This is a genomic window from Flavobacterium tructae (assembly GCF_002217475.1).
Taxonomy (GTDB): Bacteria; Bacteroidota; Bacteroidia; order Flavobacteriales; family Flavobacteriaceae; genus Flavobacterium; species Flavobacterium tructae.
In genome coordinates this window covers 171,623-191,017 of the sequence record NZ_MUHH01000003.1, presented here as the reverse complement: position 1 = coordinate 191,017, position 19,395 = coordinate 171,623, and the positions used below count along the sequence as shown (strand labels likewise).

Here is a 19,395-nt window from a genome sequence, read left to right as displayed (position 1 = left end):
CATTTTTTAAACTTTAGTTTGATGCTATTTATTTTTTTATATTTTTGTCTTCATTCAATACAATAAAAAAAAATAGAGATTTAAAAAAATGAAAAAAGCATTAGTAATTATCGCACTTTCAATTTTCGCTGTTTCATGTAGTGACAAAACTGCGGAAGTTAAGGAAGTAAAAACAGCTTACGTAGATACTTCAGTTTTAATGAAAGAATACACTGAAGCAAAAGACCTTGAAGCTAAATACAAAGCTCAGGCAGAAGAAAAAGGAAGACAACTACAAGCTGAGATTACACGTTTTAAACAAGACGCTGCTAATTTTCAAAGTCAGGCACAAGCAAACGGTCAGGCGTGGGCACAACAAAGAGGTGCTGAATTACAAAAAAGAGAACAACAATTGGGTTATGCACAACAAGCTTTGTCTCAACAATTACAACAGGAAAGCGGTGTTGAAATGGATTCTTTGGTAAGTGGAGTGAAGAAATTCATCAAAGAATACGGTAAGAAAAACGGTTATTCTTATATCTATGGTACTGGAGATGCTGCTTCAATTTTGTATGCTGAAGAGAAATTCGATATCACAAAAGATATCGTTAAAGCTCTGAATGACAAATATAAAGCGACTCCAAAAACAGAAGAAAAACCAGCTGTAAAAGAGGAAGCTAAAAAATAATACCAGACTAACTAACTAAATTTAAAAACCTAAATCTGTCAAGATTTAGGTTTTTTCTTTTATAAAAATACGATACTTTTAGCTCTCAATTTACGCCTAATGCAAAACGTTTCAGAAGCAGCAGCTTATACTTTACAATTCATCAATCAAACGCAAAAATCTATTTTCCTGACCGGTAAAGCGGGGACCGGGAAGACTACACTTTTGCGTGAAATTATTGCCACTACGCATAAAAACACTGTGGTTGTGGCTCCAACCGGAATTGCGGCGCTGAATGCCGGAGGTGTTACAATTCACTCGATGTTTCAGTTACCATTTTCAGCCTTTATTCCATCATACGAAGAGGCTTCCCAGTTTACTGAAACAGTGAAGTTTGAGAATAAGGAAACTTTACGTCGACACTTTAAAATGAATAATGTGAAGCGTAACGTAATCAGGAATATGGAGCTTTTGATTATCGATGAAGTCAGTATGTTACGTGCTGATCTGTTGGATGCAATTGATTTTATGATGCAGACGGTACGTAAAAATACCCGTGCTTTTGGAGGTGTTCAGGTACTTTTTATTGGCGATTTGTTACAGCTTCCGCCAGTTATCAGAGATGAAGAATGGCGAACTTTACGCAATTATTACAAAGGAAAATTCTTTTTTCATTCGCATGTAATTCAGCAATATCCGCCGTTATATATTGAATTATCAAAGATTTATCGTCAGTCAGATGATACTTTTATTTCGGTTTTGAATAATCTTCGAAACAATCAGATTACGCCTCAGGATATTCAGGTTTTAAATGAATATGTGAAACCTGATTTTGACTTAAAAAATAATCCCGGGTATATTACACTTACCACGCATAATGCCAAAGCCGATTCGATTAACGAGCAGGCAATTGGCGATTTAGCCGGAAATGAATTCGTTTATCAGCCGTTTATTGTGGGGGATTTTCCGGAGAAAATTTTTCCGGTTGAGGAAAATTTGAAACTTAAAGTGGGTGCTCAGGTTATGTTTGTCAAAAATGATTTGTCTTTTGAAAAGCGTTATTTCAACGGAAAAATGGGCGTTGTAAAGTCACTTTCGGCCGAAGAAATATTCATACATTTTCCTGAGGAGGATAAAACCATTGAAGTTGAAAAATACGAATGGAAAAATATCCGATACAAAGTAAACGATCTCACCAAAGAAGTTGAAGAAGAAGTTTTGGGCACATTTGCACATTATCCACTTAAGCTGGCATGGGCAATTACGGTGCATAAAAGTCAGGGTTTAACTTTTGAGAAAGCTGCGCTTGATGTATCGCAAGTTTTTTTACCCGGACAAGCCTATGTAGCATTATCGCGTTTAACGTCCTTAAATGGGCTTATTTTGTTGTCTCCGCTGCAAATGAATGGTATTTCGAACGATCAGGATGTGATGGATTATGCTTTGAACAAAGCAACAGAAGAAGTTTTAAAACATTCTTTGCATTTTGAAACTAAAAATTTCATTCATAACTATTTGATTAGCAGTTTTAATTGGGCTGATTTGGCTCAGGAGTGGCGCAATCACCGTTTTAGTTATAACGAAAATGCAGTTGCTTCTGAAAAATCAAAACATGCTGCATGGGCTCATAAGCGTTTAGAAATAATAGATTCGTTAGCAGATCCTGCACAAAAATTCGTTAATCAGCTTAACAAAATTTTCAATAAAGAAACTGTCGATCTCTTTTTTGTACAGGAAAGGGTAGTGGCAGCTTATGATTATTTTTTTAAACCAATGGACAAACTGGTTAAGGATCTTTTGAATAAAATGGCCGAAATTCAGAAATTTAAAAAAGTAAAAGAGTTCTACGAAGAGCTCGCTTTTTTGGATGATTTGCAAACAAAAGCTGTTTTGCGCTTAATGAAGGCCAAATTACTCATCGAAATTGTCGTGGCAGGCGAAACCATCTGTAAAGAGAAATTGTCGTCTACAGCGATTAAAAACTATAAATTTGACAAGGTTGCAAAGATCCGGGAGGAATTTAATATGTCGAACACTGATATTTTTAAATCTGAAGAACCTACAGTTCGTTATATGGCACGTAAATTAGATAAAAGCACACCAAAGGCCGAAAAGAAAACAACCATCGAAGAAACCCATGATTTATGGCTGGAGAAAAATTCGATTCAGGATATTGCCCGAATTCGTAAACTTACAGTGCAAACAGTTGAAATGCATTTGGTTAAACTAATTCAGGCTAAAAAAGTCGAGATATCTGATGTTTTACCGTATGATAAAATCTTGGCCTTGCGTGAAGCTTTCGAGTTTTATAGTGAAGAATCTTTAAGTCCGCTAAAAGAAAAGTATGGTGATGAATTTACGTGGGATGAGTTGAAGATGTTTAAAGCAAGTATTAACTGATGGTTAGATTGTGGAATTTGAAGGTTCTGATGAAATGTTGGAATCTACTATAAAAACATTATGTAAAATAGGAATTATGAAAAAGTTACTGTACGTTCTCTTCATTGGCATTATGGTTCAGAATATATCAGGTCAGGACTTGAGACCCGAATATCAGAAGTTTGTCAAAAAATTTATTGATAATGTAAAAAATGATAGGAAAGAGGCTGTAGCCGAGGCTATTAAATACCCTTTAAGAAGAGATAATCCAATTCCGAGTGTTAAAAATAAAGCAGAGCTTGTAAAAAGATATGACGAAATTTTTGATGCTAAACTGAAAGCCGAAATTTCAAAATCGGATGCGGCAAAAAACTGGTCTGAAGTGGGCTGGCGTGGTATAATGCTAAATCAGGGTACTTTGTGGATGGATACTGACGGAAAAGTTTTCTCTATTATTTATCAGTCAAAAGTGGAGAATGATCTCAAAAACAAATTGATAGCTTCTGAAAAAAGTAAACTTCACCAGTCAATTGCTAAGTTTAAAGAGCCACAAATTATCATAGAAACATCTAAATTCAGAGTTCGAATTGATGACTTAGGAAATGATAATTACAGATATGCTTCATGGTCGATAAAACAATCGATGAGCGAAAAACCGGATTTAATCATTACCAACGGAAAATGGTTTCACGATGGAACAGGAGGTAATAACCATTACGATTTTAAAAAAGGAAATTACTTGTACCAGTGTTATATTACGGTTTTAGGTACAAAAGATTCAGCACCAGCTAATTTAACCATTTATCAAAACGGAAAAGAAATCCTTAATCAGGATGCTAAAATTGTTCCACGTTAAACATAATCCTATTCGAAAGAATGGGATTTTTTGCTTTATTACCCAATTTCAATTCGATTACAACTATCATAAATTTGCTATATTTGATTGTAATTGTCGGATTAATAATTAATTAAAAATATTTGAGATGAAAAGAAGCAATTTATTTTTAGTAGTATTATTTTTTTGCAGCGGTTTTATGGTTGCCCAGGATTCAGACATCGATTATCAGAAACTGGTTAAAAAGTTCATTGAAAATGTCAAAAATGATAAGAAAGAAGCTATTGCTGATGCGGTGGTTTATCCGTTAGAGCGAGTATATCCTATACCCGATATTGCGAATAAAGCAGATTTTATAAAACGATATTCTGAAATTTTTGATGTTACGTTAAAAAACGAAATTTTAAAATCGACGCCGGCAAATGGCTGGAATGATATGGGTTTACGCGGAATTATGCTAATTCACGGTAAGATTTGGCTTGATACCGAAGGCCGTTTAACGGCGGTGAATTATCAATCGAAAGCCGAAATAGAACTTAAAAACAAACTAATTGCGTCGCAAAAGAAAAACCTGGATCCTAGTATTGCTTTTTTTCAGGATCCAATTTGTATTCTGGAGACTTCTAAATTTAAAATTAGGATCGATCATTTAGGTTTTAATAACTATCGATATGCTTCATGGTCCATTCAAAAGGAAATGACTGAAAAGCCTGATTTAGTGATTAATGGCGGAGTTTTAGTCGTTGAAGGTATTGGCGGTAATCACCAGTATGAATTTAAAAAGGATGGGAATGTTTATGAGTGTGCCATTATCGTTTTGGGCGAAAAGAATTCTCCTCCGGCAAGACTGAAAATATATAAAGGGAAGAAAGTAATTCTTTCGTAGGATGCAGAAATAATAGCGAACTAAAAAAAAAGCCCATTCAGAGGAACGGGCTTTTTTTTGTTTTATAAGGGTTGTACGAGAATCCAGGCATCCGGATTTTCTCCTTTTTGTATTTCTTTTTGTGCTTTTTCGGCTTCAGCCATTGTTGCATAGCTACCGTAAAGAACCGGGAATAATCCGTGTTTATTTTCGCCCAGCATTCTAGCTTCGTAACCATCTTTTACTAATTGATTATAAGCTTTTCTGGCATTTTTTTCACTTCTGTATGCACCGGCCATAATGTGGTAAGGCATTGTTTTTTCAGCAGCTGTTTCTACATTTGTTGTATCGACTGAGAGTGTTACAGCAGGCATAGGATTTTGGATAAAGAAAGTTGCTTCCTGAATCTTGTTCTCTACTTTTTTCTGCACACTGCTTTCTACAACAAGTGTTTTGGCGGCGATTTGATTTTGATATAAAGGATATCCAATACTTCCTGTAATTCCAAGTCCTAAGACTAATATTGCAGCATATTTCAAAAGTGGATTTGTTGTTCTTCCTTCTTCATTTTCGTATAGTGAAATTGCATCTCCTTCCGAAATTTCCTCGATTTTTCGCTCGAAATTCTCTTTTTTAACGAGCGGAGAAACAAATGGACTTAGTCCAAAAGAACTTGTTAGGAAATTGGTCTGATCATTAGGGGTGAATACCATTTTCTGATCAGCATTATATCGAATTTCACCAATATTTTTAAGTGTTACTACACCATTTTCTTCTAGTGTTTTTTTCCAGCTCACGACTTCAAAAGCAATGGCGCTAACTGCAAAACCATAAGAAGTTTTTTCAGCTTGTGCGATATGATTTGCTAACAATCCATCATTGTTTTTTAGATAACCGTTGAAAGAGATCATTTTTGTCGGTGGAAAGAAAGAATTTGTGCTTTCATTCAGCTTTGCCGATTGAATTTCTGTTAAAAATGCTCCAAACCCTGGAACCGTTACACACTGATAACGATACAGTAACTGTGCTATGTAATTTTCGATTTTCATAGTAACAAAGTTACAACTACAGAATACTTATCAAAATGTTATTCACAATTTTTATTAACAATTGCTTTATTTTTATAGACAATTCTTTTTCAAATAGTTAATAGGTGGTTTTTAAGGCGTGTATGTTTTGAAACCATATTTATATTAAAATTTAACAGGATTAGACTTTCTTTTTATGATATTTGTGCTTCAAATTTTAAGTTTTAGTTTTTCTTATTTTACATAATATTTTACACGGATGCCAGATCAGGATTTATTCTATTTATTAGCCTTATTAAAAGTCGATGGAGTTGGAGATATAATGGCTAAAAAGCTGCTTAATTATTTTGGCAGTGCAGAAGCTGTTTTTAAAAGTAAAGGGAGTCAAATTACTGCTATTGATGGTGTTGGATCGGTTTTATTGCAGAATTTTAAGGATAAATCGGTTTTTGACAAAGCGAATCAGGAAATGGAATTTATGAAATCTAGTGGGGTTAAAGTGTCTTTTTTTAAAGAGGATGAGTATCCGGAACGTTTAAAACATTGTATTGATTCTCCTGTTCTGATTTTTAGCTCTGGAAACATAAATTTAGGAAATAAACGGATAATCAGTATTGTGGGAACGCGCCAGATTACTTCTTATGGAACAGAGTTTTGCCGAAATTTAATTGAAGAACTTGCGCCACTCGATCCGGTAATCGTTAGCGGTTTTGCCTATGGTGTGGATATTGTAGCACATCAGCGGGCGATGGATTTTAACCTGCAAACTATTGGAGTTCTGGCACATGGTCTCAATCAGATTTATCCAAAATCGCATAAGAAGTTTATTGTTCCAATGGAAGAAAATGGTGGTTTTATAACCGAGTTTTGGAGTACATCAAATCCCGATAAAGAAAATTTTGTACGTAGAAATCGTATTGTAGCGGGTATGACAGAGGCAACTATTGTAATAGAATCTGCTGAAAAGGGTGGTTCACTGATTACCGCAAATCTTGCCAATGATTACAATCGCGATGTTTTTGCTGTTCCCGGACGTGTGACAGATAAATACAGTCAGGGGTGTAATAATCTAATTAAAACACAACGTGCCAATGTGTTAACGAGTGCAGCTGATTTGGTATATATGCTGAATTGGAATGTGGAAACAAAGGCAAAACCGGTTCAAAAACAGCTCTTTATTCAGTTGGAAACAGAGGAGCAAAAGGTGTATGATTTTCTGCTAAAAAACGGTAAAGAATTGCTTGATATTATTGCGCTGCAGTGTGATTTTCCTATTTATAAAATTTCGGGAATTCTCTTAAACATGGAACTGAAAGGAGTCGTTCGGCCATTACCCGGAAAGTTGTTTGAGGCCGTTTAATTTGAATTAAACCTGACGGGTTTTTAAAACCCGTCGGTTTAGATGTTTATTTACTAAATCCAAGAACTTCTCTTACTTTGGCTAAAACTCCATCAGCAATTACGGAAGCTTTTGATGCTCCTTTTTTCAGTAAAGCATCTACTTCTTCAAGGTTGTTCATGTAGTACGTATATCGCTCTCTTTCGGTTTTAAACTTTTCTATAATCAGTTCAAACAAAGCCTGTTTGGCGTGACCGTATCCATAGTTTCCTCCTAAATAGTTGGCTCTCATTTCGGCGATTTGCGCTTCGGTTGCCAGCAAGGAATAAATGGCAAAAGCATTACAAGTGTCCGGGTTTTTAGGTTCTTCCAGTGGCGTACTATCGGTTTCAATACTCATTACCTGCTTGCGAATTGTTTTATCGTCAAGGAAAATATTGATCAGATTGTTAGCTGATTTACTCATTTTTCCACCGTTTGTTCCCGGAATCAGTTTGCCGTCTTCCTGAATTTTAGCTTCCGGAATTACAAAGGTTTCTCCCATTTGATGGTTGAAACGCGAAGCGACATCACGAGTGATTTCTAAATGCTGCAATTGATCTTTACCAACGGGAACAAATTCAGCATCATACAATAAAATATCGGCGGCCATTAACATCGGATACGTAAAAAGTCCGGCGTTAACGTCGTCTAAACGATCGGCTTTATCTTTAAACGAATGTGCCAAAGTCAAACGTTGAAAAGGAAAAAAGCAACTTAAATACCAGGTTAATTCTGTCGTTTGTACCACATCAGATTGTCTGTAGAAGGTTACTTTATCAGGATTTAGACCACAGGCTAGCCAGGCGGCAGCAGTGCTGTAGGTGTTTTCTCTAAGAGTTTTACCGTCTTTAATTTGTGTAATCGAATGTAAATCAGCAATAAATAAAAAAGATTCATTTGCCGGATTGTTTGATAATTCGATTGCAGGAATAATTGCTCCCAATAAATTGCCTAAGTGTGGCGTTCCAGTACTCTGAACACCGGTAAGTATTTTTGCCATTCTCGTTTTTTCTTAATCTTTCAATCACAAAGATTGCAAGTTTATTTTTTTTAACCGCAAAGGTCGCAAAGTTTTTTACAAAGTGGGCAAAGTTTATCAAACATCTCATTGATTTTAAGTTTTATTTTGAAGAAAAGAGTAAGATTTAAAAATTCTAAGGAGCGAAAAATCCAAATTCATTTCTGATTTATTACATTTGAAACCATGAAAGGATTAAAAGTTGTTTTTTGGGTTTTATGGCGTGTATGGTTTTATATTTTAATGGCCATTCCGATATTGATTATGCTGCCATTTTTGCTAGTTTCTATAGCATCAGAGAAGGGTTACCCCTATTTTTTTAAAATGGCCCGCATTTGGGCTAAATTTATCCTTTTCGGGATGGGTTTTTATTATAAAGTCGAGCGTGAAGAGAAGCTTGTTCGCAATAAGAGCTATATGATCGTGGCCAATCATACTTCGATGACCGATATTATGCTAATGCTGGCTCTGGTTAAAAATCCGTTTGTTTTTGTTGGAAAGAAAGAGCTTTCAAAGATTCCTTTGTTTGGATTTTTCTATAAAAGAACCTGTATTTTAGTTGATAGAAGTTCTTCGAAAAGTAAAAATGAGGTTTTTAAAAGAGCGCAAAACAGGTTGAATCAAGGGCTTAGTATTTGTATTTTTCCTGAAGGCGGAGTTCCTGACGACGAATCTATTTTACTGGATGAGTTTAAGGACGGTGCTTTTCGTCTGGCAATCGAGCACCAGATTCCGATCGTTCCCATTGTTTTTGCAGATAACAAGGAAAGGTTTTCATATACTTTTTTCAGTGGAAGTCCCGGAAAAATGCGTGCAAAGGTACTTCCTTTTGTTTCTACAGACGGATTGACGGCTGACCATAGAAAAGAACTGCGGGATCAGGTGAGACAGATGATTTATAAAGATTTACTGAAGTTTAAAAATAAAGAATAGTAACTCATTTTAAGGATAAAACCCGGCAAAATTTTGAAAATTGCCGGGTTTTCTTTTGAATTAAAATTACTCCATTTTATATTCAATAATGATTATCTATGAATTATTTTTTCGGAAATAAAACGCAATACTTTTCTCAATTTCAATTTGGTTTTTTTACGGTTTTTGTTGTACAACACTTCTATTCTCTCTTTCATGGTTAAAATATTTTAGGTTGATACTAAAGAGTTTAACAAAACTCAAGTTAATGATATACTATGATAGAGCGTAAAAAATGAAAAAGGTTGCGTGAAAAGGTGAAAAAAAAGAATAAAAACCCGTTAGAACCAAAAAACTAACGGATTTTTATTGAACAAACCAACCAAATTTAAAGAAAAACCTTTGATCAGATACTTTTGGCTAAGTACCAGTCAAATCTTTTGTCTCTTAGTAAGATGGTTCGGTTGCGGAATGGTTGCGTCAGTAAATGCATATTTTTTTAAATAAAAAACCCGATCATTTTTTGGAAACGATCGGGTTGTATGTAAAGTATTGATTGTAATACTTTTAATGATTTTAAGCGTCTGCTAATTCTTTGATATGTGCTTTGATTTTAATCTCAAGTTCGTCCGCTAATTCCGGATTATCTTTGATTAAAGCTTTTACAGCATCACGACCTTGTCCTAATTTGGTGTCGCCATAACTAAACCAGGAACCTGCTTTTTTAACGATTTCAAATTCAACAGCAAGATCAAGAATTTCACCTGTTTTAGAAACTCCTTCTCCGTACATAATATCAAATTCGGCAGTTTTGAAAGGCGGAGCAACTTTGTTTTTTACAATTTTAACTTTGGTTCTGTTTCCAATTACATTTTCACCGTCTTTAATTTGCGAAGAACGGCGAATATCCAAACGTACCGAAGCGTAGAATTTTAGAGCATTACCTCCCGTTGTGGTCTCAGGATTACCAAACATAACACCAATTTTTTCTCTCAACTGGTTGATGAAGAAAACGGTACAGTTTGTTTTACTGATGGTTCCGGTAAGCTTTCTCAATGCTTGTGACATTAAACGTGCATGAAGACCCATTTTAGAATCTCCCATTTCACCTTCGATTTCACTTTTTGGAGTCAATGCAGCAACAGAGTCAATTACCACAATATCAATTGCTCCTGAGCGAATTAAATTTTCGGCAATTTCCAGCGCTTGTTCTCCGTTATCCGGTTGCGAGATGATTAAGTTTTCGATATCGACACCCAATTTTTCGGCATAATTTCTGTCGAAAGCATGTTCAGCATCTATAAAAGCAGCTATTCCGCCGGCTTTTTGAGCTTCGGCTATTGCATGCAAGGTTAGAGTGGTCTTACCAGATGATTCTGGACCGTATATTTCAATAATTCTTCCTTTTGGATATCCATTTACTCCAAGGGCTAAATCAACGCCAAGTGAGCCAGAAGAAATCGTTTCTACCTCCACAATGGCTCTGTCGCCCATTTTCATTACGGTTCCTTTTCCGTAGGTTTTGTCAAGTTTATCAAGCGTTAGTTGTAACGCTTTTAATTTGGCTTCTTTGTCTGAACTCATCTTTTCTTAAATGTCTAAATTGTTATTTTTTTCTTTCAAATAAATGTAAAGAAGATACTAACTTCTTGATCTTTATTAGTCAGGCTTATATTTTGTAAAAATAGTTCTTTTTTCGAAGTTTGATTGTTCCAAATTGTCACAATTTGTACTACAAGAATAAAGCCTTTAATTCTGTGGCATCGGAAGGATTTAGTTTCCCGGCCAACACTAAACTAAGCTGTTTACGACGCAAAGCGGCATCAAAACGCTGTATTTCAAGTTCAGTTTCAGGCAATATAGCAGGTACTTCTACTGGTCTGCCGGTATCGTCTACGGCTACAAAAGTGTAGATGGCTTCGTTGGCTTTGGTTCTGTTACCAGATTCGCGGTCTTCTACCCAAACATCAATGAAAACTTCCATCGAACTTTTGAAAGATCTTGAAACTTTTGCTTCAACCGTTACAACACTTCCTAACGAAATGGCTCTGTTAAAAGCCACGTGATTTACAGAGGCCGTAACTACAATTCGGCGGGAATGTCTGCGGGCTGCAATACTTGCGGCACGATCCATTCGGGCTAATAATTCGCCACCAAAAAGGTTGTTTAAAGGATTTGTTTCACTTGGTAAAACTAAATCGGTTAAGATTGTAAGGGACTCTGATGGGTGTTTTGCATTCATTTTTTTACTGTAAATTTTATTTTTTGCCACAACTTTATTTTTTGATTTCAATTCAGTTTTGTTTTACGAATGTTGAATCTGTGACGATTTAATTTAATTTTTTATTGACTTTAAAGCGGTACGATTATGTCAGATTAGTTCAGCCAGTAAACCGCCATTACTGCCGGAATAAAATAGATAACTATGGTTCTTGCACCGTCGTAATCTTTGGCTAATCGCTGTCCGAAAAGCATCATTAGCAATGTGATACATGAAAATATAGCTCCGTATAAACCAAATTCCCGGCCACTCTCGGTGAGCAATTGTATCGCTCCGACAACACATAAAATTCCGGAGATTAATTCCATAATTAAAAGATGAAGCAGGGCAAGTGGTACTTGGTTTTTAAGTCTTGTTTTGGCAAAATGTCCTTTAAGCCACTCGACGTTGTCTTTCCAGTAAAATATTTTTTCGTATCCAGACTGTAAGAAGGTTAAAGCTAAAAATGCTAATAGTAAAATGGAGGCAACATTATTCATTTGATAACTATTTTTTGTGGATTAAACGAGTCAGTTTTATAGATAAGTCGGTTAGAATTATTTTTGCATTTCCGTTTCTTTCGATATGATACATCGCATCCGAAAGTTCTTTGAAAATTTCGTGAATATTGTTTCCATTAACAAAAGGGGCAAAATTTTCGAGTTTGAATTTATCTACTTTTGGTTCGATGTACACAAGAGTAGGAGCCTGATAGTTAAGCAGCAAGGCTTGTCGAAACATTTCCATGCAAAACTGGATGAATTTTTTCTGACTTTCACGTCCCAGACCGGCAATTTCTTCACTCCAGGAAATTAAATCCTGAATAGCAGCCGCATTTCCTTTCGCTCTAAACGCAGCACGAACCCAATTGACAAACCATTGTTCGAAAGGTAACTCCGAATCATCTTCTTTTAAAAGATGTAAGGCTTTACTAAAATTTCCCTGTGCCTGATGTGCGATTTTAAAAGCTAATTTTTCGTCGATATTTTCTTTAGAAACTAAAGCTTCTGCAATTACTTTTTCGGGAAGCCCGTTAAAATGAATAACCTGACAACGGGATCGGATGGTTTGAATTATATCTTCTTCGTTTTCAGAAATGAGGATGAAAATAGTCTTGTCTGAAGGTTCTTCGAGTAATTTCAAAAGTTTGTTGGAGGCGGCAATATTCATTTTATCGGCCATCCAGATAATCATAATTTTGTAACCGCCTTCGTATGATTTTAATGAAAATGATTTCAAAACTTCCTGTGCATCTTCAACTCGAATTTCTCCTTGTTTGTTTTGAACACCAAGTACTTTGTACCAGTCAAATAATCCTCCATAAGGCATTTCCTGTATAAAAGTGCGCCAGTCCTGAATAAAATCTAAACTTTTGGGTTTTGTTTTGACATCCTCAGTGGTCACTGTCGGATAAATAAAATGCAAGTCGGGATGAGAGAGATTTTGAAATTTCAAATTGCAGGAATCATTTCCGTTTGAGTTTTCGTCTCCTGTGTTGTTGCATAAAATATATTGTGCGTAGGCAATTGCTGTTGATAGTGTGCCACTTCCTTCCGGCCCAATGAATAGTTGTGCATGCGGAATTCGTCCGGAAGCTGCACTTTTTATCAAGTGACTTTTGATGTAATCCTGACCTAAAATTTGAGAAAATTGCATGAAGCAAAGATAGAAGAAAATGATGTAGTCAAAAATTTTAGCTCAAAAGTTTATCCATACAGAGACATTTCTAATAATCATGAAGATTTAGGACTGTTTTTTTGACGTTTGTTAACCAACTTTTGTTAATAAACATAGTAAGATGTGGAGATATTAAGACTTTTTTGTTAATAGTTTTTTGCTGTATAACGATTAACGAAAGCTTTTTTTGATTAATACTGTAGCGTATTGTTTTGTTTTTATAGCCAATATCTTACCCTTTAAGATCGAGTCAATTTTAACTAAAACCTCGTTAAAACGCACATTTTCTCGACATAACGCTGGTTTTTAAGCTTTTTTTAAGCTTTTTTTTTGAAAAAAGAAATTAATAAAGTTGCAGTTTAAGTTAATTTCTATATTTTTGTTTTTATGAACAACCAATTATAAACTAAGAATCTATGAAAGGGAAAATTATTTTATTAAGTGCACTTTTTTTTATGACGACTGGTGCCATTTCGGCTCAGGCGAAAAATGCTCCAAGAAGTATAATTAGTACAACTGCGATTATTCGCAAATACCATGATCAGAAAGAACTGAGTGGTATGCAAAAAGGAGAACTTTTAGAATTGTACATCGAGCGTATTAAAGTTTTAGTAAAAACTCTTCCTTACATTGCTTTGGTAACAAAACCGGGAGTTACAATGGCCGACTTAGGTATTCCGGACGACAACGAACACAAAAAAGTGTTAGATGGACAGGCTGTTGGTACAACAACATTTTTAGATACAACAGTAGAATTTCAAAGAAAGATGATGCCGTATTCTGATAAAGGAAACTTAATCGCTGCAATTTTATTCTACGAAAGCACATTGAAATCTTTACACGAGTTCAACGAATTGAACGAAATGTAATATTTATAATTTTTAAAACTTTTTTTGTCAATGTTTATATAGATGATTAAATTTATATAGATGTTTTTAGAAAAGAAATAAAAAACAACTCTCTCGAAAAGTTCTGAGTATTATCAGAAAATTCGAGACGAGTTTTTTCATTTACGCATACCCAAATTTATTATTAACTGTAATACCCCCTTATCATGAAAAAAATTACTCAAATGATCTGCGTTCTTTTGACAGTTACGAGTATGAGTGCTCAACAAGAGAAAGGAATTATGGGCTACAACAATTGGTTGAACAACTGGACCGAATTTAAGCCTAACAAAGTAGAGTATGGAGAAGCAAACCAAATTTTAGCAGGAAATATTTCTGTTAATACTAAATTGCTGAAAAAGAATATTTATGTACTGCAAGGTAATGTTTATGTTACGAACAATGCAGTTTTAACTATTGAACCAGGAACTTTAATCATTGGTGATTTTGAAACAAAAGGAACTCTTGTTGTAACAAAAGGTGCCCAAATTATGGCCGATGGTTTAGAGACTGACCCAATCGTATTTACTTCAAACCGTAGCCAGAAAAAAGCTGGAGACTGGGGTGGAATCGTAATTCTTGGCGATGCACCAATTAATAAATTTGGAAATGTTGGTTCTTACAACTTAGATCTTGATCCTAGTTTAACGACTTACGGTGGTGATAATGCTGCTGCTAATTCAGGAATTTTAAGATTCGTAAGAGTTGAATTTGCAGGTAAAAAAGTAAAAGGTGTGGACACTTTCAACGGTATAACTTTTGCCGGTGTTGGGTCTAAAACAGTACTTGACAACGTTATGGTAAGCTACTCTGGTGGTGACTCATTTGCCTTTTTTGGAGGTGATGTAAACGCTACTAAATTTGTATCTTATAAATCAATCAATGACGATTACAAATTTACTCAGGGTGTACAATGTCGTTTGTACAATTCATTAGCAGTAAGATCTTCTTATTTATCAAGTAATAAAGACGGTTCTCGTTGTATGGAAGTAAAGTCATTCGAAAAGAAAAGTGAAACAGATTTTACTAAAAAACAAACTTTAGTTGTTGCAACTAATATCACTATGCTTAATGACAGCGAAAACATCAAAGCTGATATTCAGTCAGGATTAGTAAAAGAAGCTGTTTTTGTAGCTGAAAATGCTTCTCTTGAAATGAAGCGTAGTGTAATTTCCGGATTTAATCCAGCTGTTTTATTAGACAGTAAAACAGAAATTAATGATGCTAATCTTAAGAAAATCAAATTTGAAGAAATGTACTTTAACCTATGTAACGGAAATATCTTTACAGAGTACAACTCAAACAATGAAGATTTAGAAAGCTGGTACGGAAATAGTGTATTTTTCAATGTGTATTCTCAAAGTAACAACAGAGAGACTTTCATTGATATTTTCAATCCTAAGAAACCGGATTTCAGATTGCAATTAGGAAAAATTACAGCGTCTAGCAGCAACAGATAATAGATTTCGATTTTTATTTCAGCGTAAATTTTATTAATAAAGTCCCCAGACACAATTTATGTATTCGTCTTAATACCGGACAAATAAAGATCAAGACATAATGGCACCATCTAGAAAAAAATATTTTATATATATAATATTTTTGGTTTTCCCTATTTCGCTTAGTTTATATGCTCAAAATACCACAGTAGAACGACCTACTTCTACTGAAGCAATAAGCGAAATAAGAGGCTGTGAGAACCAAAAGATAAAAAATGCTGATCAAGTATGTATCGGCGAATTAGATAATTCTAATCAGTTATTAGCAGGGCTATCCATCCCCAAGGATAGCCTTTCTATGGCAGCTGAAGGGAAAGATCAGAATTCAGAGTGCAAAGAAAATTCGTTTTTAACCGGTTCTTTTTCAGTTCTTGCAAAGGATATTATCGAGAACTATAAGTACGATTTTTCTGAAACATTTATTGATATCCTCTTTTTTGAAGACATAGATTTAGCAAGAACACGCACTATATGATTCAAAAAATTACCCCAAATTTTACCAAAATAGTGCTTTTGTTTTCTTTAGTTATTTTAACTAAATTAAATTCATATGCCCAAACGCCAGTAATAGGACCACAGCAGCTTCCCTTTGAGAGAATCTGCGCTGGTTTTATTGTCAATGGCGTTGTGTTTAATGAATATTTTGCAACTTTCAGCTACGTGGATTTTCCCGCTGGGACAACTTTTGCCGTAGAACTTTCTGATGAGACTGGAAGTTTTACAAACCCAACTGCTACTACAACACTTGCGGTTACAGATGATACTGCTTTAAAACAACAGACAATTAAATTTGCGGTTCCTACTAATCTAAAAGGATCAGATGCATACAGCTTACGCGTTAAGAGCTTAAATACTACACCTGTAGTAAATAGCCCAAGATTTAAGAACGCCGTTGGTAATACAACCTTTTCTGTTTATTACAGTACTTATGTAAGTTCGTTTTATATTAACGAAAAACAGCCAACAGCATCTTTTTGTGCTGGCGGTAATCTTACACTCTCCGTTTATAATCCTACACCTTCTGATCAGGCTTCGTCACCTGCTAATTACTCCAATCTAAAATACAAATGGTACAAAGATGGTGCTGTAATTGCCGGACAAAGTTCTAAAGATTTGATTGTAAATTCTGCCGGAAAATATTATGCCGAAATTGACTATGGTTTATGTTCTGATGTAAATTTTAGCTCTAATCGTGTTGATGTAACCACATCAGGATCGGGAGGATCGGCAGTTACCATTAGCTCTAGTTTAGGAAATCCATTTTGTGCATCCGGATCAGGAACTGTTTTAACAGCTACTTCCGGAAACACTTATGTATGGAAGAAAGACGGAGCGATAATTTCTGGTGCTACTACCCGTAGTATTAATGCAAATGCATCGGGAGTTTATACCGTACAGGTTGATTTTGGAGGATGTAGTGCTACAGGAACTATCGATCTGAAAAGTAATAGCTTTAATGCGAGTATAGACGCGCCGGAAACCACTTCAATAAACGAGGGGGAGACTCTGAATGTTTCAGTTACAACAGATGCTTCAAATCCTACTTTTGAATGGTTTTTAAATGGAAACGCAATTGCAAGTGCAACATCAAGTTCTTATGTTGTATCTATTCCTGGTAATTATAAAGTTAAAATTTCTCAGGCATCGGGCTGTATTTCTTCTCAGGAGTTTAGTTTTAAAGTTACGGGACCAATGGCGTCGACGACAGTGATTCCTAATGTTGTAAGTCTCCAGAATCCCTATTGGAATATTCCGGATGTTTATAAAACAGTCCAGACGAAAATAATAATCATGAGCTCTAATGGTGAAATTATGTATGACGGTTTAGGTAGTGATTATAATCCTGAAACCAATACGTTTATAAAAGATTTTAAAAATGTTAATCCGGTATATTACTATGTCATTAAATCCGACAATGGTGAAAAAAAAGGATCAATAACTGTAATAAGGTAATATGAAGAAAATTTTACTATTCATCACGCTATTTTACGGTTTTTCAAATACACTCTATTCTCAGGACAAAAATGAGGATGGAGTTGTTTCGTTTTCGTTACCTATTAGAAATTCTTTAAAGTTTAATCGATATTTAATTAACCCGGCTTTTAGTTTTGTTCGTGAAACAAATGCTTATGCCAGTTTTTATAATAAAAGACAATGGGTGCAGTTTGAGAATGCACCGAATACCTATTTAGCTAATTATTCGGGCCGTTTCAGAGAAAATGAAGCTTTTGCTTTTGGTCTGTTTCAGCAAAATTATGGTTTAATGACTGTCTTTGGAGGAATCGGAAACTTTGCGCATAACATCGTTTTAGAACAGGACAGTAATTTGACTTTTGGTTTGAACGTTGGGGTTTACCAAAGCAGTTTAAATAAAGGAAAAATTATATCAAATGATCCAAATATTTTAATGGGTGATTATCCATCAAATACGTTGCTTACGGTTAACCCGGGAGTTAATTATGGAACAGAGTTCCTTGACTTTGGACTAGCGGTAAACAATCTGATCCTTTATAATTTCGGTGGCGGAATTGTAAAAGAAGATCCTGAAAGAGCGATTCAGTTGCATGCCATGTATACAGGATACATTGACAGTTTTGGTTTTTTTGACAGAAGTAAATTTTCAGGAATTGTAAAAACAGAAGTTAAAAAAGGTAAGACAGTAATTTCCGGACTTGCAATGATTGCAATTCCAAAAGGAGTTTGGGCTCAAGCAGGATACAATACATTATATGGGATTTCTGCCGGTCTTGGGTTTAATATCTCTCCAAGTATCGCATTTGAATACAACTATGAAAAAGGAATGGGAAATTTTACCAATATGGGAGGTTCTCATGAATTTACAATTGCTTATAAATTTAAGAATAAAAACTATTACTATGGTGATGATGAAGAAGGTTCTTTAATAGATCCGGCTAAACCAAAACCGGTAATGGCTAAACCGTCATCAGCGACAACTGCTGAGAGAACTGATGGTGCAGAAAAAGCGAGACTGGCTGCCGATGCTAAGGCTAAAGCCGATGCAGAAGCGCTAAAAGTGAGACTTGCAGCAGCCGAAAAAGTGAAGGCTGATGCCGCAGCAGCAGCAAAAGCAAAATTAGAAGCAGACAATAAAGCCAAAGCTGATGCCGAAGCGCTTAAGATAAAAATAGCCGCTGACGCAAAAGCAAAAGCCGATGCTGCAGCAGCGACGAGAGCGCAAACTGCAACGGCAAACAGAGCTGTTGCTGCAGAACAAAAAACACAGGCGCAGTTGGCTGCAGATAAGGTAAGAGCCGATGCTGAAGCCCGTAGGATAAAATTAGCTGCTGATAATAAAGCGAGAGTAGATGCAGCGGCAGCGGCAAGAGCGAATGCTGCTAATGCAAATAAGCCTGCGACGACGCCACAAAAAACACAAGCACAACTGGCTGCTGATAAAGCCAAAGCTGATGCCGAAGCAATGAAATTGAAATTAGCTGCAGATGCTAAAGCAAAGGCCGATGCTGAAGCTGCTAAAGCAAAAACTGCTGCAGAAAATAAACCGGCAACAGCGCCACAAAAAACTCCGGCTCAATTAGCTGCTGACAAAGCAAAAGCTGATGCGGAAGCCGCTGCAAAAGCAAAATTAGCTGCCGATGCTAAAGCAAAAGCTGACGCGGAAGCTCTGAAAATAAAACTAGCAGCAGATGCAAAAGCGAAAGCTGATGCTGCAGAAGCAAAACGTAAGGCAGATGCAAAAGCGAAAGCAGAAGCTGCAGACTTACAATCAATTTTAGCTGCGGATGCAAAAGCGAAAGCAGATTCAGATGCGCTTCAGGCGAGACTGGCTGCTGAAGCTAAAGCCGCCGCTGCTGCTGCTGCAAAAACAAAGGCAAGTATAGATGCTGCCAATAAAGCAAAATTAGCTGCTGATGCGAAAGCTAAAGCCGCTGAAGAAGCTGCCTTAAAAGAAAAACAAGCTGTTGAAGCTAAAGCCAAAGCAGATGAAGAAGCAAGACAAGCCAGAATCGCTGCGGATGCTAAAGCGAA

The 19,395-nt window shown here is 35.7% G+C and carries 17 protein-coding genes; 11 read left to right on the top strand and 6 right to left on the bottom strand.

Features of this window, described 5'->3' with window-relative positions; translation table 11 throughout:
• Nucleotides 1-88 precede the first annotated feature (88 nt).
• The 4 genes from B0A80_RS01145 (at nucleotide 89) to B0A80_RS01130 (ending at nucleotide 4,746) form a co-directional block, all read left to right on the top strand.
• The gene (locus B0A80_RS01145; RefSeq protein WP_017495761.1) at nucleotides 89-667 is read left to right on the top strand and encodes an OmpH family outer membrane protein; all 579 of its coding nucleotides are present in this window, start codon (nucleotides 89-91) and stop codon (nucleotides 665-667) included.
• Nucleotides 668-766: 99 nt separating this feature from the next.
• Nucleotides 767-3,046 (top strand): helix-turn-helix domain-containing protein, encoded by a 2,280-nt coding sequence (locus tag B0A80_RS01140; protein ID WP_089076132.1) that lies wholly within the window; start codon nucleotides 767-769, stop codon nucleotides 3,044-3,046.
• A 76-nt stretch (nucleotides 3,047-3,122) separates the two neighbouring features.
• Entirely contained in the window at nucleotides 3,123-3,881 is a 759-nt protein-coding gene (locus B0A80_RS01135; RefSeq protein ID WP_233430680.1) for a hypothetical protein, read from the top strand.
• A gap of 127 nt (nucleotides 3,882-4,008) precedes the next feature.
• A complete protein-coding gene (locus tag B0A80_RS01130; RefSeq protein ID WP_089076130.1) occupies nucleotides 4,009-4,746 on the top strand; it encodes a hypothetical protein in 738 nt (245 codons plus the stop codon).
• A 62-nt stretch (nucleotides 4,747-4,808) separates the two neighbouring features.
• Here B0A80_RS01130 and B0A80_RS01125 read toward each other — a convergent pair whose 3' ends face one another.
• Nucleotides 4,809-5,774 carry an HU domain-containing protein gene (locus B0A80_RS01125; protein WP_089076129.1) on the bottom strand — a complete coding sequence of 322 codons (966 nt, stop codon included), beginning with the start codon at nucleotides 5,772-5,774 and terminating at the stop codon, nucleotides 4,809-4,811.
• 238 nt (nucleotides 5,775-6,012) lie between these two features.
• On the opposite strand from B0A80_RS01125, the gene dprA reads away from it, so the two are divergent.
• The gene (gene dprA, locus B0A80_RS01120) at nucleotides 6,013-7,113 is read left to right on the top strand and encodes a DNA-processing protein DprA (RefSeq protein WP_089076128.1); all 1,101 of its coding nucleotides are present in this window, start codon (nucleotides 6,013-6,015) and stop codon (nucleotides 7,111-7,113) included.
• A gap of 46 nt (nucleotides 7,114-7,159) precedes the next feature.
• Here dprA and trpS read toward each other — a convergent pair whose 3' ends face one another.
• Nucleotides 7,160-8,134 carry a tryptophan--tRNA ligase gene (gene trpS / locus B0A80_RS01115; RefSeq protein WP_089076127.1) on the bottom strand — a complete coding sequence of 325 codons (975 nt, stop codon included), beginning with the start codon at nucleotides 8,132-8,134 and terminating at the stop codon, nucleotides 7,160-7,162.
• Between the two features lie 204 nt (nucleotides 8,135-8,338).
• Here trpS and B0A80_RS01110 point away from each other — a divergent pair, with 204 nt between their 5' ends.
• Nucleotides 8,339-9,085 carry a lysophospholipid acyltransferase family protein gene (locus B0A80_RS01110; protein WP_017495768.1) on the top strand — a complete coding sequence of 249 codons (747 nt, stop codon included), beginning with the start codon at nucleotides 8,339-8,341 and terminating at the stop codon, nucleotides 9,083-9,085.
• A 555-nt stretch (nucleotides 9,086-9,640) separates the two neighbouring features.
• Here the strand turns inward: B0A80_RS01110 and recA are convergent.
• The 4 genes from recA to B0A80_RS01090 form a co-directional block, all read right to left on the bottom strand.
• Nucleotides 9,641-10,648, bottom strand: coding sequence for a recombinase RecA (recA, locus tag B0A80_RS01105; RefSeq protein ID WP_017495770.1), 1,008 nt, complete (start codon nucleotides 10,646-10,648; stop codon nucleotides 9,641-9,643).
• Nucleotides 10,649-10,796: 148 nt separating this feature from the next.
• Entirely contained in the window at nucleotides 10,797-11,306 is a 510-nt protein-coding gene (locus B0A80_RS01100; protein ID WP_026109914.1) for an acyl-CoA thioesterase, read from the bottom strand.
• 134 nt (nucleotides 11,307-11,440) lie between these two features.
• Entirely contained in the window at nucleotides 11,441-11,824 is a 384-nt protein-coding gene (locus B0A80_RS01095; protein ID WP_089076126.1) for a DoxX family protein, read from the bottom strand.
• Between the two features lie 7 nt (nucleotides 11,825-11,831).
• The gene (locus tag B0A80_RS01090) at nucleotides 11,832-12,980 is read right to left on the bottom strand and encodes a DNA polymerase III subunit (RefSeq protein WP_089076125.1); all 1,149 of its coding nucleotides are present in this window, start codon (nucleotides 12,978-12,980) and stop codon (nucleotides 11,832-11,834) included.
• 437 nt (nucleotides 12,981-13,417) lie between these two features.
• Here B0A80_RS01090 and B0A80_RS01085 point away from each other — a divergent pair, with 437 nt between their 5' ends.
• From B0A80_RS01085 to B0A80_RS20985, 5 genes are all read left to right on the top strand, one after another.
• Nucleotides 13,418-13,870: a hypothetical protein gene (locus tag B0A80_RS01085; protein ID WP_017495775.1), complete on the top strand. Its 453-nt coding sequence runs from the start codon at nucleotides 13,418-13,420 to the stop codon at nucleotides 13,868-13,870.
• A gap of 185 nt (nucleotides 13,871-14,055) precedes the next feature.
• A complete protein-coding gene (locus B0A80_RS01080) occupies nucleotides 14,056-15,348 on the top strand; it encodes a hypothetical protein (RefSeq protein WP_017495776.1) in 1,293 nt (430 codons plus the stop codon).
• Between the two features lie 100 nt (nucleotides 15,349-15,448).
• Nucleotides 15,449-15,862, top strand: coding sequence for a hypothetical protein (locus B0A80_RS01075; protein WP_089076124.1), 414 nt, complete (start codon nucleotides 15,449-15,451; stop codon nucleotides 15,860-15,862).
• Nucleotides 15,859-17,340 carry a gliding motility protein SprC gene (sprC, locus tag B0A80_RS01070; protein WP_089076123.1) on the top strand — a complete coding sequence of 494 codons (1,482 nt, stop codon included), beginning with the start codon at nucleotides 15,859-15,861 and terminating at the stop codon, nucleotides 17,338-17,340. The genes B0A80_RS01075 and sprC overlap by 4 nt, the downstream gene beginning before the upstream one ends.
• A 1-nt stretch (nucleotide 17,341) precedes the next feature.
• Nucleotides 17,342-19,395 (top strand): PorP/SprF family type IX secretion system membrane protein (locus tag B0A80_RS20985; protein WP_233430679.1); only part of this gene is annotated, 2,054 nt, incomplete at its 3' end.

Bases quoted from the DNA above. Each gene is read 5' to 3' on its own strand.
- B0A80_RS01075 (WP_089076124.1), top strand. From the start codon at position 15,449: ATGGCACCATCTAGAAAAAAATATTTTATATATATAATATTTTTGGTT.
- B0A80_RS01090 (WP_089076125.1), bottom strand. From the start codon at position 12,980: ATGCAATTTTCTCAAATTTTAGGTCAGGATTACATCAAAAGTCACTTG.
- B0A80_RS01125 (WP_089076129.1), bottom strand. From the start codon at position 5,774: ATGAAAATCGAAAATTACATAGCACAGTTACTGTATCGTTATCAGTGT.
- sprC (WP_089076123.1), top strand. From the start codon at position 15,859: ATGATTCAAAAAATTACCCCAAATTTTACCAAAATAGTGCTTTTGTTT.
- B0A80_RS01145 (WP_017495761.1), top strand. From the start codon at position 89: ATGAAAAAAGCATTAGTAATTATCGCACTTTCAATTTTCGCTGTTTCA.
- B0A80_RS01100 (WP_026109914.1), bottom strand. From the start codon at position 11,306: ATGAATGCAAAACACCCATCAGAGTCCCTTACAATCTTAACCGATTTA.
- B0A80_RS01140 (WP_089076132.1), top strand. From the start codon at position 767: ATGCAAAACGTTTCAGAAGCAGCAGCTTATACTTTACAATTCATCAAT.
- recA (WP_017495770.1), bottom strand. From the start codon at position 10,648: ATGAGTTCAGACAAAGAAGCCAAATTAAAAGCGTTACAACTAACGCTT.
- trpS (WP_089076127.1), bottom strand. From the start codon at position 8,134: ATGGCAAAAATACTTACCGGTGTTCAGAGTACTGGAACGCCACACTTA.
- B0A80_RS01080 (WP_017495776.1), top strand. From the start codon at position 14,056: ATGAAAAAAATTACTCAAATGATCTGCGTTCTTTTGACAGTTACGAGT.
- B0A80_RS01085 (WP_017495775.1), top strand. From the start codon at position 13,418: ATGAAAGGGAAAATTATTTTATTAAGTGCACTTTTTTTTATGACGACT.
- dprA (WP_089076128.1), top strand. From the start codon at position 6,013: ATGCCAGATCAGGATTTATTCTATTTATTAGCCTTATTAAAAGTCGAT.
- B0A80_RS01130 (WP_089076130.1), top strand. From the start codon at position 4,009: ATGAAAAGAAGCAATTTATTTTTAGTAGTATTATTTTTTTGCAGCGGT.
- B0A80_RS01110 (WP_017495768.1), top strand. From the start codon at position 8,339: ATGAAAGGATTAAAAGTTGTTTTTTGGGTTTTATGGCGTGTATGGTTT.
- B0A80_RS01095 (WP_089076126.1), bottom strand. From the start codon at position 11,824: ATGAATAATGTTGCCTCCATTTTACTATTAGCATTTTTAGCTTTAACC.
- B0A80_RS01135 (WP_233430680.1), top strand. From the start codon at position 3,123: ATGAAAAAGTTACTGTACGTTCTCTTCATTGGCATTATGGTTCAGAAT.